A 15622-nucleotide genomic window follows, 5' to 3' on the forward strand; every position below is an offset into this window, starting at 1 on the left:
TTAGGATAGAGTAGATAAGATATCTACCTGCTTGATGCAGAGGTGTGTAGCGGGTGGGACGAATTGGTAAAGAAAAACCCATCATTCGCGGCTGCGAAAGATGGGTGATGACAGTAGCGCGACCGTCTAGGTCGCATAAAGAAATTTCGTCGTAGGCGGGTGTCTAGAATCTACTTTTTTGTGGGGATATGTGCGGGTCCAAAGTTGAGACCTCCACCTACGACACCTGTTGGGTTTGAGGCGTAACTCATCTTGCTGAGGCTAACCATGAAGTTGATGGCTTTGATGATCTGATAGGCCCAGATGAAGAAGCCAACACCTGGAAGCAGGAGTAGGCAAACGAAGGCGCCGATGCTTAGGCGAGGTGCGTCTTGGGTGTTCTCATAGCGATCCATGATTTCATTCCATTGGCGAGGAAGCCCGCCCATGGCAACGAAGATCCAATAGTAATTAAAGAGTGGGATGAAGAGGAATCCGACCGCTTTACCTGGTGTGATAGTCGCTCCACCTGGCTGCAGGCAACGCCACGCTTTGTAGAGGTAGATGTACGGGAGAATACTAAGGATGAGAAGCATGATGTAGCCAATGATGGCAATGCCAGTTCCCGCAGTAGCGTGATTAGCTGTTTGGCCGTTTGCAACTAAGCCTCCAATGATTAAGAATACTATTGCACCTGCGAATAGGCCAATAAGTTTACCGAAGCTTGCACCAGTGACGATAGTCGATGGGTATTGACCGCCAGTAGGAGTGGGGTCGGTAGTCGGTGCTGCGTAAGCTGACTGTTCTGGAGCTTGCGCTGCAGGTGCGGGTGTTGCCGCAAAAAGTCCCTCTACTTGGCTAGCGGGAATCCATGCTTCTAAGCCGTCCGTCCAAACTTGGGTGGTTTGGACTATTTGTCCTTGGGCTGTGAGAGCTTGGAGTTGTGCCCCGGTGACGGGGCCCTGCTGTTGGTTTTGGGCATCTAAGTAGTGCCATTGAGGTTCGCTCATAGTATGGAGGTTTTCGCTTGGATTACACAAAATAGTAGCAAGTGAATTGGCTGACTGCAATCACGCACTTCAAATAGTTAGGTGCTGTTAAATTTTTTAAAAAAAGAACCCCAAGCTGTTGCAGCTTTAGGTTGATAAAGGTTGAGCGACCGAGACGGTCACGTTACAGAGTCTTTTTCCAGCGGGCGACTTCGCTTTTTACGTTTGCTATGCTTGGTGCACCTGGGTTGGTGCGGGCTTTGAGAGCAGTTTCTAGGTTGAAAACTGCGCTGGCGTCGGCGCCGTAGTGCTCGGAGATTTTACTGAGGTCGATCTTGTCGAGTGGGGTCTTGGACTCGACCGCTACGGCGACTGCTTGGCCAACTAGCTCGTGCGCGCTGCGGAATGGAACGCCGTTTTTCACAAGGTAGTCAGCGAGGTCGGTCGCGAGGAGCATCGGGTCGGATGCTGCTTCGAGGCAGGTGTCGACGTTGACTGTCATGTCAGCGATCATTTCAGTGTTCACTGCGAGAGCGATCTTGAGCGTGTCGATGGAGTCAAAGAGCGGCTCTTTGTCTTCCTGAAGGTCGCGGTTGTAGGTGAGTGGAAGCCCCTTTGCTGCGGTGAGTAGGGAAATGAGGTTGCCGTAGAGTCGGCCAGTTTTTCCGCGGGTGATCTCGCAGACGTCTGGGTTTTTCTTCTGCGGCATCAGTGATGAACCAGTGGTGTGTGCGTCGGAGAGTGTGGCAAAGCCAAACTCAGCGGAGCACCAGAGGATGAGGTCTTCGGAGATACGTGAAAGGTGAGTTCCCACGAGGGCGAAGTCGAAGAGTAGCTCCATGATGTAGTCGCGGTCAGAGATCGCGTCCATCGAGTTGGTGGTGACTCTATCAAAACCTAACTCGTCAGCGATCTGTTGGCGGTCGAGGTTGATGGTAGAGCCTGCGAGCGCGCCGGAGCCGAGTGGTGAAACGTTGACGCGCTTGCGGGCGTCGGCGAGGCGGTCGATGTCGCGCGCGAACATTTCGACGTAGGCGAGAAGGTGGTGGCCGACAGTCACTGGCTGGCCACGTTGAAGGTGGGTGTAGCCAGGAATGAGTGCGTCAGCGTATTGCTCAGCCTTCTTGAGAAGGGAACCTTGAAGTTCTTTGATTTGTACTGTGAGTGCGTCGATCTCTTCACGGCAGTAGAGGCGAGTGTCGGTAGCGACTTGGTCATTGCGTGAACGAGCGGTGTGGAGCTTGCCACCAGCTGCGCCGATGCGCGTGGTGAGCTCGGACTCGATGTTCATGTGGATGTCTTCGAGCTCGATAGAGAAGTCGAATTTTCCAGCATCGATGTCTATCTCGATAGATCTGAGACCTGACTCGATTTGATTGAATTCATCCTGAGTGAGGATGCCAGCTTTCACCTGCGCACGTGCGTGTGCGATGGATCCTGCGATGTCGTGTTTATAGAGTCGCCAATCGTACGAGATAGATTCTCCGTACTGTTGAACGAGGTCTGCTGTTGCTTTTGAGAAACGTCCTTTCCACATGCGATTTGTCTTAGGGGGAAAAGTTGGAAGTGTGAAGTGATAAGTGTGAAGTGACAAAAGAAAAGCCACTTCCGCACGGGGCGAAAGTGGCTTTGGGAATGTATTTATGTTCGGTTAGCTTACTTGTGCGGGTGGGCTTTGAGTAGCTTATCTGCGCTGTAGAGGTTGATTTGCTTGATTTCCGCAGCACGGACTTTCTTCACCTGCTCCGCTTTGATCGCTGAGGCGTTGTTACCGAAGCTCTTGCGCACGTAGGTGAGGACAGATGCTAGTTCATCGTCGTTGAGGAGTCCTTCAAATGGAGTCATCGCCCCGTTGAATTTCTTCCCTTTAACTTCGATTTCGCCCATGAGTCCTTTGAGTGAAAGCTTGATCAGGCGTTCTGGATCCTGAGTTGCCCATTTGGTGCCTGCGATCGGTGGGAAGCTAGCTGCTGGAAGTCCTTTGCCGTCTGCTTGGTGGCAGGTAGCGCAATGTGCTTCACGGTGGTAGATCTCGCGACCTTTCTTCATGAAAGCAACTTGCTTTGTATCCATGCCAGCCTTTTTCCAAGCTACAGCTTCGGTATCGATTTCTTTGGCGATTGTTGCGCCAGTGAGATCATTGTTAGCAGTGTCGAAGGATTGCTTGATCCAGTCGTCGATAGGCTTGGTTTTAGCAACCGCAAGGATCGCTTCGCCAGATGCTTTCTCGAGCCAGTTCGCGGTGTTGATTGCTTCGAGACGAACGCGTCCGTGCTCGTCACCAGCAGCGAGCTCTAGGAGTTCTTGGCCGTTGCTGAGTTTATCAAGGTTGTAGCGAACGACGCGGGTAGCTGCAGCGCGGACTTTGTGGTCTTTTGCCTTCATCAGGTTTGTGACAAATGTCTCGTCGACTTTGTTGACGCCCCAGAGAACCCAGAGAGCTTCGAGTAAGTAACGCTCGTATTCGGCATCATTCTTATCGAGTTTAGAAGCCCAGGCTTTGGTTGCCGCTGCAACTTTATCAGCATCGTGACCACGGAGCTCACGGCGTGTGCGGTAGCGCGTACGGTATTCAGGAAGCTTGAGGTTTCCAAGAAGTTCCGTGATAGAAGCGCCGGCAACTTTGGCAGGTTTTACCAATGGGCGGGATGGGTAGGTGATACGGTAGACTCTGCCGTGCACGTGGTCGCGGAGTGGGTCGCGGGCGTTGTGCTGCATGTGGCCAATGAGGACGTTAGACCAATCAATCACGTAGAGCGAACCATCAGGTGCGAACTCGAGATCGACAGGGCGGAAGTTCTTGTTGGTTGATTTGAGCAGGTCTTGACGGTACTTAGTGGTATAGCCTGTTCCGTCCTCGGTGACAGCGTGCTGCTTAGTACCGAGGTAACCGATGCTGTTGTTGATGAGGACATCACCTTGAACTTCATCGGGGAAATGGCGGCTAGAGACGAACTCTAGACCGGAAGTCGGGCGCACGTTGTTGTCCTTGAGAAGGTTCGGTGCGCGGAGGTTGCGGCCATATTTAGGTTTGACCGTTGACTGGCCCATCCATGAGAAGGATTGGCCTGAGGTGTGGAGGAAGAAGTTTTGACCATAGTCGTCAAAGGCGATTCCCCACGGGTTCGGAATGCTGAGCTGGCTGGTGCGCTCGAGGTGTTTCTTTGTAGGATTGTAGCGTTGGAATCCTCCATTGGTTCCTCGTACCGGACCGTAGGCTGTATCTACATTGGAGTGAAGGAAAACGCCTTCTCCCATGTAGATGGCTCCAGACGGATCGGCACAGAATGCGGATATCGCGTGGTGGGTGTCGTGGTCGTCGAAACCAGAAAGCACATATTCTTTCTCGTCGTACTTGTCGTCGCCATTGGTGTCCTTGAGGAGAATGAGCGAGTCAGACTGGGAGACGTAGACGCCTTCCGGAGCAAATTCGAAACCAATCGGGATGTGGAGGTCGTCCGCGAAGACTGTCTCTTTGTCCGCCTTGCCGTCACCATTGGTGTCTTCAAGGATAATGAGTGTGTCAGTGGGTTTTGGATCACCGACGCGCCAGTGTGGGTAGGATGGCATGCAGGCTACCCAAAGGCGTCCCTTGTTGTCGAAGGACATCTGCACTGGGTTGGCCAGATTCTTGAAGTCTGTTTCTGACGCGAAAAGTTCGATTTTGTAGCCTTCTGGTACTGTGAGCTCAGCGAGCGTGTCTTCACCAGACTTGTATTTGATGTCGCCATTTTTACGACTTGGTTTGAAGTTTGTTGGAACGGCTGGAAGTTTGTGTGTCTTTGCATCGGCAGCAGCGAGGTCAAAAGATTTACCATTCGCGGTAGCCAGATTGCTTGGTCGCGGAGCTGAGTCATCTCAGCTGCTTTTTTCAGCTCATCTGGGTAGTTCTGTGGACCCCAGGGTTTGAAGCGACGGGCGTAGACGTGTACGCCGTTAGGAATCTTATAGTAGTTGTGCCACACCCAGTTTTTCTCATTTACTGCAGCATGGATGGCTGCGCGCTTGGCTGATGCTTTGGCTGGAGCCTTACCGAAAATGCTGTCGGCGAGGAAGGGGGCAAAGAGTTGGTAACCCTTTGCATTGAGTAGAGCTCCATCTTGGGTGATTGGCTCTTTGTTTGGCGCGATCCAGGTCTTAGACGTTGTGAAAGCGTCGACAAAGAGAACACTGTTTGCGGCAGCCACCTCTTGCATCGCCTTGGTGTAGAGTGCCAGGTTCTTGTTTTCTACGATACCGTTTGGCGTGTCTTGGATTTTACTGAGATTCTCAAAAGCTGTCGAGGAAACTAAAGCAACTTGTGGTGCGCTTTTGCCGTTGTATTTCTGGGATTGAGTGTGCTTGAGAAAGGCATCGAGCTCTTTTTTGAAGCGGTCTAGTTCACTAGGTCCGTCGAAGGATGAGGTGAAACCAAAGCAGGCAATGACGACGTCGGTCTTGAGCTTTGTGAGCCATTGGTCAGGAGTCTCAAAGTGGCCTGTGGCTTTGGTGTTAGCCTTGAGGTCTTCACGGACGAGGTCCTTGGCGCCGGGGAAGGCGTATTGGCCTTCATAATCACGGCCTGGCTGAGGGCGGAATGCGGGAGTGTTAGCTTCATCACCCATATTACGGATGGTGAGTTTAGCATCTGGGTAGCGGACTTGGAGTTCAGTTTCAAAGTCGCCAAACTTAGGCATGCGGGACGCTATTCCGTTACCAATGATGGTGATGTGGGCGCCTTTGGTTATCTTAAGTGGGGCAGAGTTGCTGCTGGTACTTGAGATGTTGGTTGCGGGAGCAGCGCTTACAGCTTTGATGATGTCTGATGTTGAGTCTACCTTTTGTGGCGCTGCAAATGCCATGCTCGCCAGCGAACCGGTGAGGGCAAAGGTGATTTTGTGTTTCATGATAAAGTGGTGATTGGTTTAGAAAGTATGGGGCTTACTTGACGATGAAGTCAGCTGGCTTGATGCCTTTTTTGTAGGCTTTGAATGAGTAATTCGAAGGGTTCCAAGCTCCGGGGATCGTGACGTCAGCTTTGGCTGGGACGTCCATTTTTAGCCCCCAGTAGACTCCATTGACTACAAGGCGGCGAAGGTTCTCATCGCTCAGATCTGTGGCAGCACCCATGGTTGTGGTGACGATACGATTCGGAATGGCTCCTGTGTTTTTAAATTCACGGGCCCAGGCAATAGGCATCATCGGAGAGTTTTTCTTTCCCTCTACCGCAGGGGACTTGGAGTCGAGCGATTGTGTGACCTCACCGCGAAGCAGGATGGTGGAGGGCGCGAGTGGATTTGTACCGTAAACATCAGAAGTACCAAAAATAGTGCCGACACCAGATAAAATGGGGTGCTGGGCATTGGCTTTTTCTATTACTCCACGGGTGCCTTCTTTTTTATGTTTACCGTGGTGGTTGATCCAAGTTTCGCCGAGGACCTGGCGGCCAAATCCTTTTTGCCAGCCTGACTTAGCTTTTGCATTATAGCTGTATTTAGCCCACTTACTGTCTTTCTTGAAATTGAACCCGTGGGTGGATGTGCGGAGAGCAACCATCGGTACACCACGGTTGAGGGCATTTTCAAAGCGCTCCATGGAAGTGTCATCCCAGTGGCGGAAGCGGATACTCATGACAATAGCTTCAGCCTCATCGAGAGCCTGGGAGTGGCTAAGATTACCACCCGCATCAGGGTCAACATTGCCATCAGCATCGAGAGAGAAAAGCACTGTGGCTTTGAAACCTTGGGCGGCTAGAATCTGACCCAGCATTGGCATGGCTTCTTCTGAGCGGTATTCTTCATCACCAGAAATAAGAACCACGTGCTTGCCGTTGGCTTTCGCTTTAGGTTCGAAAACGAGGTGGTCAGCAGCAGCTGCTGCAAATGTTGTGGTCGCAAGAGAGACTGCGAGGGCAAAGGTAAGTGAGTTGGTCATGGTAAGTCGATATGGAATTAGCTTATATAAGGAGTTCTAGCAGCAGTTCTTTCAAATATTTATTCTGCTGAGGAATATTGAGGTCCAGTTTCTACAGGAACCGGGTTGTATAAAAAATGCCCTAGTGGGGTATTAAGTCCACTAGGGCTGGAGTGCTTTTGGCTTGGCTTTTATTACTTGCTCTCGGATGAGAGGTCGTTGAAAAGTTCGAGGCCTTCTTGTGGCTTGAGGCCATCATGGACGACGCCAGCGACAGCAGCCATCATTGCTGCTGGAGCTACGGACTGGAATACGTTGCGTCCCATGTCAACACCTGCTGCACCGCATTGGATCGCATTGTAGCAGAGTTCGAGGGCTTCGATCTCAGGGAGCTTTTTGCCACCTGCGATAACCACTGGTACTGGAGTACAAGCAACCACTTTTTCGAAGCCTTCAGTGTAATAAGTCTTCACGATGGATGCACCGTTTTCAGCACAAACACGTGCGGCCATTGAGAAGTAACGCGCATCGCGAGCCATCTTCTTGCCGACTGCAGTCACACCCATTACTGGGATGCCGTACTTAGAACCGATGTCTACGAGACGGCTGAAGTTAGCGATCGTCTTGTGCTCAGTTTCTTCTTCACCTACTGAAATCATTGCAGCCATTGCGGATGCGTTCATGCGGATAGCTTCTTCTTCAGCGATAAGAACGTTGTGGTTCATTTCAGTGAGGATAGTTGTTCCTGTGTCAGTACGAAGACAAACTGGCTTTGTGCAGCCAACTGGGATGGATGAACGGATCATTCCACGTGTACCCATGATACAATCTGCGTGCTCCACAAGTGGTGCGATGTCGAGGTCAACGCGCTCAAGACCAGATGTTGGTCCCATGAGGAAGCCGTGGTCGAATGCGAGCATTACTGTGTTGCCGGACTTCTGGTTGAAGATGCGGGACATGCGGTTTTTGAGGCCCCAGTCTGAGTTGTTGATTCCTTTGAGGTAGAATCCGTCTGTGTTTGCTGGTGTGTTGAGACCGAAGCTTGCTCCTTCTCTGATGTCGTCTGTATCTGCCATAATAGTAGTTTTAGTTAGTTTTGTTAGTTGGTTAAATAAATCAGCTGGGCTGAAATGAATGTAAATAAAGAGGCTGGAAGGCTATTTTACGCGTTGATGAAATCGGCCATGGTGCTGAGGATGATCGTCACGGAAATTGCTCCTGCGTCAGGGAGACCAATTGTCTTTTCTCCGAGAGTTTTGGCGCGCCCCATGGTGGCGATCATTGCTTTGGATGCCTCTTTGCCATCTTCTGCAGCTGCTGCGACAGCTTTGATTGATTCAGCCAGAGGCTTGTCGATGTTAGCCTTTGCTGCTTCCGCAGCTGGGTGAAGGGCATCGATCATTGTCTTGTCGCCAGGCTTAGCCCCACCGCGAGACATGACGTCTTTGAGGGATTGGCTAAGCAGGTGAGAAAGTTCGTGAGAGCCGAAGAACTCAGCGCCGTGCATTGTTTTACCACCAGCGAGGAAGAGAGATCCGAAAACAACACCGGAGGCGCCACCCATTGTGGTGAGCAGAGCGTTGCCTGCCGCTTGGTAGAGATCTCGCAGGTTGTCATGTGGATTCTCAGTGAGTTCCTTGGTGAGAGCAGTGAAGCCGCGTGCCATTCCTAGCCCGTGGTCACCATCCCCTAGATCGCGATCTGCCTGTGACAGGAGCGGCTCAGCAGCAATGATTTTCTCGGCAACCAATAAGGACATTTGCTTCGTTTGCTCGAGCGATAGGCCAACGGTTGATTTCGAATTGTCCTGCTTTTTTTCAGCTGCTTTCTTAGCAACGGTCTTCGAACTGCTTGCAGTTTTTGTGAGAGTCGCAGTCCCACCTTTGATTGGGCCTTCCATTTTAGAATAACAGAACGACTGACAAGGCATGGACCAGAGTTGTTTGAGCTCTTCATCGACACGTGTGATCGAGAAGGAGATGCCTGCCATTTCTTGGCAAGTCACGTATGGCCCGATGAGTACGTCGAAGATTTCGATGCCACGTTCTTCAAAATACTCGGCAGCTTTGCGCATGCAGACGAGGCATTCCATCATCGTGGTCGCGCCGAGTGAGTTGATGAGGAAAACGATTTCGTCGCCAGATTTGAGAGCTGCTACATCCGCGTCTTTTTCATAATCAGCGATGAGGAGATCTAGCATTTTGACGGTGAGTTCATCGGCAGATGGGAGTGGTATTTCGCCCACGCCAGCTTCGCCGTGAATGCCCATCCCGAGCCCGACCATTCCAGGTTCGAGCTCGAATGTTGGTTTACCTGTAGCCGGGATAGAACCCGGAGCCATAGCGGCACCGATGGAACGCGTCTGCAGTGATGCTTTTTCGGTGACTGCTGCAAGGTCTTCTAGAGTTTCAGCTATTTGAGACGCAGCACCTGCGATCTTTACGATTGGCACAAGACCCGCGACACCGCGACGGTCTTTTTTGCGCTCAGGTGGAGCTGAAGCCACGTCGTCTGCGATCAAAACAGTCTGGACATCAACGTCAGCGGCTGCGGACATTTCCGCTCCGACGTCGAAGTTCATCACATCTCCAGCATAGTTGCCGTAGAGGTAAAGCACACCATTTCCACGGTCGATCGCGGTGGTTGCTTCTTGCACGATGTTAGGCGCTGGAGCTGCGAAAATATCTCCGCAGGCAGCACCGTCGGCCATGTTGGTGCCTACCATCGCGTGGTAAATTGGCTCGTGGCCTGCACCGCCACCGACGAGCAAGGAGACCTTGCCGTCTGGGATGTCATTCTTGACAATGGAGCGTGCTCCCACTTTGTAGCATTGGCCATTATAGGCCTCGACGAGTCCCTCGAGGAGTTCGTCAGCTGCGGAAAGCGGATCGTTGAGTAGTTTTGGGGTAAAGCTCATGAATTACGTAGAAGAGGCTTCTAGCCTCTTTATGAATTAGATTTTAGTAATGCTTATTTAGAATGATGTAGCATAAAGAGGCTTGGGGCCTCTTTTACGAGTTAGATGACGCGATCGTTGCCACCGTCTACTGGGATCTGGGCGCCAGTTGTTTTGCCGAAAAGTGGTGAAGCCATGGCTGAAACCATTTGGCCAACATTGGCAGATTTGATCTCAGTTTTGAGCAAGTTGCGAGTTTTGTATTCGTCCACTGTTAGGCCGTAGCGCTCAGCTGATCGCTTCAAGTTTTCAGCAGTCCAGAGTTTGGTGTCGAACACGGCGTCTGGGTGAATGATGTTGCAGCGGACGCCTTGTGGTGCGAGCTCGAGAGCGGCCACGCGACAAAGTTGGTTGAGACCAGCTTTGGCACAAGAGTAGGATGCCGCACCAGCTCCTGGTGCATTCACATTGCGTGAGCCAACGAGAACGATTGCTCCGTCGATACCGAGCTTGAGGAATGGAATGGTCTCGCGCAGGAGTTTCTGGTGAGAGGTGAGGTTGACCGCAAAGGACTTGTCCCAATTTTGCTGCTCGAGGTTTTCGAGGAATGCGCCAGCTGTGAAAATTCCAGCATTTGAAACGAGGATGTCGAGTCCGCCGTAGGTATTGATGATTGTCTCCACAACGTTGGTGATTGCCTTGTCGTCGGTGAGGTTGGCGACGATGCCGAGCCCGCCAATTTCCGCCATTGTTTCGACGATGTCTGGGTTGAGGTCGGCTCCGATGACTGTTGCTCCAGCGAGAGCTAGTTGCTCAGCGCAGGCAAAACCGATGCCCGCTGCTGCACCTGTGACCAGTGCGATCTTTCCTTGGTGCGTTGGTTTGTTTGATCCGCCTTTGTTGAGCTTGGCTTGTTCAAGCTCCCAGTATTCGATCTCGAAAAGGTCTTTCGCTGGAAGTGCCTGCCAAGCGCCAAATGCGTGCTCAGTTTTGAGGATGGTGTCGACTGAATGCTCAGCGATGTCAGCGATGATGTTAGCTTCCTTGAGTGTTGCTCCGAAGGAGACGATTCCGTGGTTAGCCCAGGCGGCCCAGCGCGGAGCGGTGTCGAGGATGGTTTCGCTCTTAGCGTGCTTGTCGAAGTACGCTGTGTACTCCTTGGCGTACTTCGCAGTTGCGCTAGTGGCGTCACAACTGTCTGCGAGGTAAAGAGGAAGTCGCTTGGTGCGGATCGTATGATCAGGAGTGACTGGTCCCTTTTTGCAGATTGTTGCAAGCTTCGGAGTCGCTGCGAAAGCGCCGGCCGCTTTTGAGGTGGAAAGGCGTGCGATGCAGGCTGTACCGCGCTCGTTAGATACTGCTTTACGTAGAGCTGCTAGACCTAGGAGGTTCTTTGTGACTTTAGCCTTCTTTATAGGATTGGCCTTAAGGTTTGCCGCGACGTATTTCTCTGCGAGTGTGACCTTCTTGATCATCAGGTCGTAGGACTTCTTGGCGTCGTCATCGAAAGTGAAGATGCCGTGGTTCATCAAGATGAGACCATCTACTTTACTAAGGTCTTTGCCCGCGATTGCTTTTTGTACTGCTTTGGCGAGGACGAATCCAGGCATCACGTAGGGCACTACAATCATGGAGTCGCCAAAGACTTCCTTGATGTGCTTTTTTCCATTAGGATTGTTAGTCAGTGCTAGAATAGCATCGGCGTGGGTGTGGTCGACAAATTTTGCAGGGATCACAGCGTGAACAATTGCTTCGATCGATGGATTTGGCGCAGCCGGATCAAGTAAGCCGAGGCGTTGTTGCTCGACCATGTCTGAGTCAGAAAGGGTGTCGAGTTCAGCGAGCTTGAGCAGGGTGTCCATCCGCACTGCAGGGAAGCCGGGCTTCTCGATTGTTGCTAGATCCCAGCCGGAACCTTTCACGCAAAGAACCTCGACAAAGTTGCCAAAGAAATCTTTGACTGTCGTTTTGACAGATGTGTTGCCTCCTCCGTGGAGTACGAGGTCAGGCTCTTGCCCTAGAAGGCGAGAGGTGTAGACGCGGAGTGCTAGGTCGTCTTTCTTTGGTGCTTCTTTGCTGTTGTAAAGGTTCTTCATATGAAGTGAATAGTTCGTTGAAATAATTGCGGGGGGAGAAAGCGTTTAGCTAATGGGCTAGACGCTGAAAGGTTGGTGGGTGCTTACCCGAGTAGTGGCACGAGCTGTTCGTTACACCATGCGCCATTCTGAAGAGTGACTTCATCTGGGTTCTTGATGGCGTCTTCGCATTCGTCTTCACAGATGACCCAGCCCTTGTAGTTGCGCTGTACGAGGAATTCAGTGATCTGGTGGAAGTCCACTTTGCCTGATCCCATCTGTGACCATGGCTCAGCACCATTTCCTGAGAAATCCTTGTAGTGAACGTGGTTGATGAGGTGCTGCCAATGAGTCATTGTGTCAATCACATCCATGCCGCCGCGAACGATGTGACCAACGTCAGGAGTCCAACCCGTCACTGATGGGTCGAGTGAGTTGAGTACCACATTGTAGTCTTCTTGAGTTCGAACCAGTGAGCCCGGAGGCGAGTTCGGGTGGAAAGAGCATGTGAGACCAGCCTCTGCTGCACGACGTGAAACGCGGTTCACGTTGTTAACGAGGTTGAGTCGGCGTTGCTGGAGATTGTGGCGGCCGCCCGGAAGTGGCACGGTGCCGAGAGCTGCTCCTGGGAAGAGCTTGAGAGTCTCGATCGTCCAGTCCGCACAGGCGCGCTCGGACTCGGTTTCTTCTTCGCCGTCCCATTGGCAAATTAGCGCGAGAGCAGCCAGCTCGATGCCAGCTTCGTCTAGGTCAGCCTTGAGTTTAGCTGGGTCTTTCCAGTCGCCCATCCAGTAGGTATCATAGGGCTCTAGAACCATTGGCTCGATGCCTTTGAAGCCTGCTTTTCCTACGGTCTTGATCATGTGACCAAGTTGATTTTTATTACCTTCTCCGTAGCCGTCCATGAACCAAGTGTAAACCTCGGATCCAAATTTGATGTCGCTCATAATGTTTTGTGTTTTTTAGAATTAGTTTTCAAGAAGCCAAGCAGTGGTCTTCTCGTTGAAGGCTGGGAGATTCTCAAAGTGGAATCCGTGGCCTGAATTGTCATAGAAGTAGCTGTCGCTGTTAGGAATAGCGTTAGCAACTTCGTTAGCCATCCAGAGTGGAGTGAATATGTCGTCAATCCCGCCCGTGATTAGGCAGGGGACTTTGATGTTAGGCAGCTCAGCTAGTGAGTCGTGGCTGGTGCATGCTGCTGATTGAGCCTGCAGTCCATGCAGAGGCTGAGGTGTTGGATCGAGATCCGCACCTTCTTGGCCTTCGGCTAGAGATGCGTAGCAATCTGAGTTGTCCCAGAATGGTTTAGCAAAAATAAGCGTCTGAATGTAGTGCATGAATTCACCTGGTGTGAAGCGTGCCTTACATGTTTCCATGTGTTGGAAAATGCCCTTGGCGTAGTTGTCACAGCGAGCCCATGTGCACATAAGGATAGCGCTAGAAACTTTCTCTGGGTGGCGAAGCATCAATTGCTGCGCAATGATAGATCCCATTGAGCATCCCACAACACGTGCTTGCTTAATTCCGAGTTCGTCCATCAAGGCTGCGTAGTCATCAGCCATCATGGCGGATGTGTACGGGCCTTCCGGTTTGTCGGAAAGTCCGACACCGCGGTTGTCGGGCATGATGCAGCGGAAATGCTTGGACCATTCTTCCGCGTGCGCTTCCCAAACTCCACCTGGAGCAGTGATACCCATGATGCAGATGAGAGGTTCGCCTGAACCTAGCTCTTCGTAGTGCGTCTGGATGCCGTTGACTGTTACGTTTGGCATAATGTTAGTTTGTTAGCTTAACCTACTGCGTTACGAACCTTGATCGATGCATCGAGGATGGCATCCCAAGTTTTTGGCGTTTCGAGTACTGAGTTGTCGAACATGCAGCCATCCCAACAAATGTGTTGGATGCCACGTTGGTCGTAGTCCTTGAGCCACATTTCAGAGCAGCGAGTGATATCAAGTTTGCCGTTAGGATCATCAGCTAGGCAATGGCGGCCAGTCTTGTCGTGTGAGCCTGAGCCATGGACTGAGCCGTCGTTCTGAGCGACGTGGAAGTCAGTTGTCCAAGGGCGAAGCGCGTCGGTCATCGTCTTGTACGCAGCCCAGAATTCGTCTTCGCTATAACTAGGCTTGAGAAGAGCATTCTCCGGCGAGTTGTAGCCGAGAAGATAAAGGTAAGTGTGAGCGAGGTCTGCTTGGAAACCTATAGTGGAAGGCATTCCAGTTTCTTCGAGAGTGTTAAGCATGTGCTTCCATGAGTGCATGCCGCCCCAGCAGATTTCACCTTCAGCCGCGAGGCGTTCACCGTGCTCAGCAGCCACAGCGCCAGCGCGTTGGAAAGTTTCTGCGAGTAGTTTAGTGTTGGCTAACTCGTCTTTTTCAAAGTCTTCTGGGCTACCAGCCGAGTCGATGCGGATCACTCCGTAGTCACGGGCGCCGTGCTCTTTAAGAACTTGGCCAATCTTAGCAGAAAGTGCGACAGCGTGTACGAAGTTGTCACGGTCGTCTTGTGAGCCGAATGCGCAACCACCGACGGTGCCTGGCCATACTGGAGCAACCAGTGAGCCAATCTTGAAGCCGGAGTCAGCAATCTTGTCCGCCATGTGACGGATGTCGTCGATCGAGGCTTCTGGATCTGTGTGTGGGTGGAAAAGAAAGAGGTCGACGCCGTCAAATTTTTGACCGTCGACGTCAGCGTTCTTTGTGAGCTCGAGCATGCGCTCGAGTGAGATTGGTGGGTGGTCAGTGCCTTCTTCTTTTCCGACGAGGCCGGGCCACATCGCGTTGTGTAATTTTAGTGCCATATTATGTTGAGTTTTTTAGTCTAAATGAGAATTGGCTCAAGCCATTATTTATTCTGTAGGTCATTTTAGACTATTTTCTCAACTTGTATTGTATTGCTCTGTGGTGTTTTTGTATAAAATCGGCAACGGCGAATTATTTAACTGGTCGTTTTTGCGCGATGTCTTTTTCTATACTGCAAAGGAGTCTCATTGGTGATGCGTGAGAATTCTCTGCTGAAGTGGCTTTGATCGACGTATCCGCAGGCTGCGGAAATTCCGGCGAGCGACTCATCACTGTGGCTGAGTTTGTAACAGGCATCATGGACTCTAAGGTGGCGAATGTATTGCCTAGGAGTCATGTGGAGTTGCTTCTTGAACTTCCTCTCAAAGGCGCTTATTGACAGGTTCGCGAGTTTAGCGAGTTCAGTGACTCGGACGTTTTCGGCAAATCGCTCATGCATTGCTTTAAGTGCGGCTCCGAGTTCCGAGTGGATGTCTATGGCGGATGTCCCAGTCGAAAAAGGGCGCGTGGTTCCAGCTACGGCGATGACTTTGCCCTCACTATTAAAGAGAGGGATTTTAGTGGTAGTGGACCAATCAACAAAACCTTTTCCGCGTGGGACAAGCTCGACTTTGTTATACATTGGCTGGCCAGTCTCGATGACTAACAAGTCATCTTTGGCGTAGGCGTTGGCTTGACCAGGGGGGAAAAAATTTTGATCAGTTTTCCCTAGTAATTCTTCAGGACTGGTGACCCCTAGTTTCTTCGCGAGGCGGCTATTGGCTGATACAAATCTGAGCTTAGTGTCTTTGACAAAGTATAGGAATCCTGGGAGGTGATCAAAAAGGCCCTCGCCGTGATCTATAAGTTGGTTTTTTAAAAAAAACGTTAGGTTTTTCATCTGTTAGATTGTTGGGAGTAGTGTGTCTCATTGGTGTGGTGTCGGGGAACAGCAGAACGAAAGGCATTGTTAATGCCTGCACGACTTCTATGCGAAGAGTGGATTGTTAG

Annotated in this window: 12 protein-coding genes; all 12 read right to left on the minus strand. The window is 51.4% G+C overall.

Annotated elements, in window-relative coordinates:
* Positions 1-170: 170 nt before the first annotated feature.
* The 12 genes from BSZ32_RS10380 to BSZ32_RS10430 all read right to left on the minus strand — a co-directional run bounded on the left by BSZ32_RS10380 (position 171) and on the right by BSZ32_RS10430 (position 15512).
* Positions 171-989, minus strand: coding sequence for a DUF4339 domain-containing protein (locus BSZ32_RS10380; RefSeq protein WP_129589714.1), 819 nt, complete (start codon positions 987-989; stop codon positions 171-173).
* Positions 990-1152: 163 nt separating this feature from the next.
* Positions 1153-2505 carry an argininosuccinate lyase gene (gene argH / locus BSZ32_RS10385; protein WP_105043346.1) on the minus strand — a complete coding sequence of 451 codons (1353 nt, stop codon included), beginning with the start codon at positions 2503-2505 and terminating at the stop codon, positions 1153-1155.
* Positions 2506-2624: 119 nt separating this feature from the next.
* A complete protein-coding gene (locus BSZ32_RS20595; RefSeq protein WP_425500443.1) occupies positions 2625-4631 on the minus strand; it encodes a PVC-type heme-binding CxxCH protein in 2007 nt (668 codons plus the stop codon).
* Positions 4544-5854 (minus strand): SGNH/GDSL hydrolase family protein, encoded by a 1311-nt coding sequence (locus tag BSZ32_RS20600; RefSeq protein WP_206018814.1) that lies wholly within the window; start codon positions 5852-5854, stop codon positions 4544-4546. Before BSZ32_RS20600 ends, BSZ32_RS20595 begins: the two co-directional genes overlap by 88 nt.
* Positions 5855-5888: 34 nt before the next feature.
* Positions 5889-6881, minus strand: a complete 993-nt coding sequence (locus BSZ32_RS10395) for a ThuA domain-containing protein (protein WP_105043347.1) — start codon at positions 6879-6881, stop codon at positions 5889-5891.
* Positions 6882-7054: 173 nt separating this feature from the next.
* The gene (lsrF, locus tag BSZ32_RS10400; RefSeq protein WP_105043348.1) at positions 7055-7936 is read right to left on the minus strand and encodes a 3-hydroxy-5-phosphonooxypentane-2,4-dione thiolase; all 882 of its coding nucleotides are present in this window, start codon (positions 7934-7936) and stop codon (positions 7055-7057) included.
* An 86-nt stretch (positions 7937-8022) separates the two neighbouring features.
* A complete protein-coding gene (dhaL, locus tag BSZ32_RS10405) occupies positions 8023-9777 on the minus strand; it encodes a dihydroxyacetone kinase subunit DhaL (protein ID WP_105043349.1) in 1755 nt (584 codons plus the stop codon).
* A gap of 101 nt (positions 9778-9878) precedes the next feature.
* On the minus strand, positions 9879-11852 hold the full coding sequence (locus BSZ32_RS10410; RefSeq protein WP_105043350.1) for a bifunctional aldolase/short-chain dehydrogenase: 1974 nt from the start codon (positions 11850-11852) through the stop codon (positions 9879-9881).
* 83 nt (positions 11853-11935) lie between these two features.
* The gene (locus BSZ32_RS10415; protein WP_105043351.1) at positions 11936-12778 is read right to left on the minus strand and encodes a sugar phosphate isomerase/epimerase family protein; all 843 of its coding nucleotides are present in this window, start codon (positions 12776-12778) and stop codon (positions 11936-11938) included.
* A gap of 21 nt (positions 12779-12799) precedes the next feature.
* A complete protein-coding gene (locus BSZ32_RS10420) occupies positions 12800-13603 on the minus strand; it encodes an alpha/beta fold hydrolase (protein ID WP_105043352.1) in 804 nt (267 codons plus the stop codon).
* Between the two features lie 17 nt (positions 13604-13620).
* Complete coding sequence (locus tag BSZ32_RS10425) at positions 13621-14631, minus strand: sugar phosphate isomerase/epimerase family protein (protein ID WP_165788778.1); 1011 nt, start codon at positions 14629-14631, stop codon at positions 13621-13623.
* Between the two features lie 137 nt (positions 14632-14768).
* Entirely contained in the window at positions 14769-15512 is a 744-nt protein-coding gene (locus BSZ32_RS10430) for an AraC family transcriptional regulator (protein WP_105043353.1), read from the minus strand.
* Between the last annotated feature and the right edge of the window lie 110 nt (positions 15513-15622).

It is taken from the genome of Rubritalea profundi, assembly GCF_002954445.1.
Taxonomy (GTDB): Bacteria; Verrucomicrobiota; Verrucomicrobiia; order Verrucomicrobiales; family Akkermansiaceae; genus Rubritalea; species Rubritalea profundi.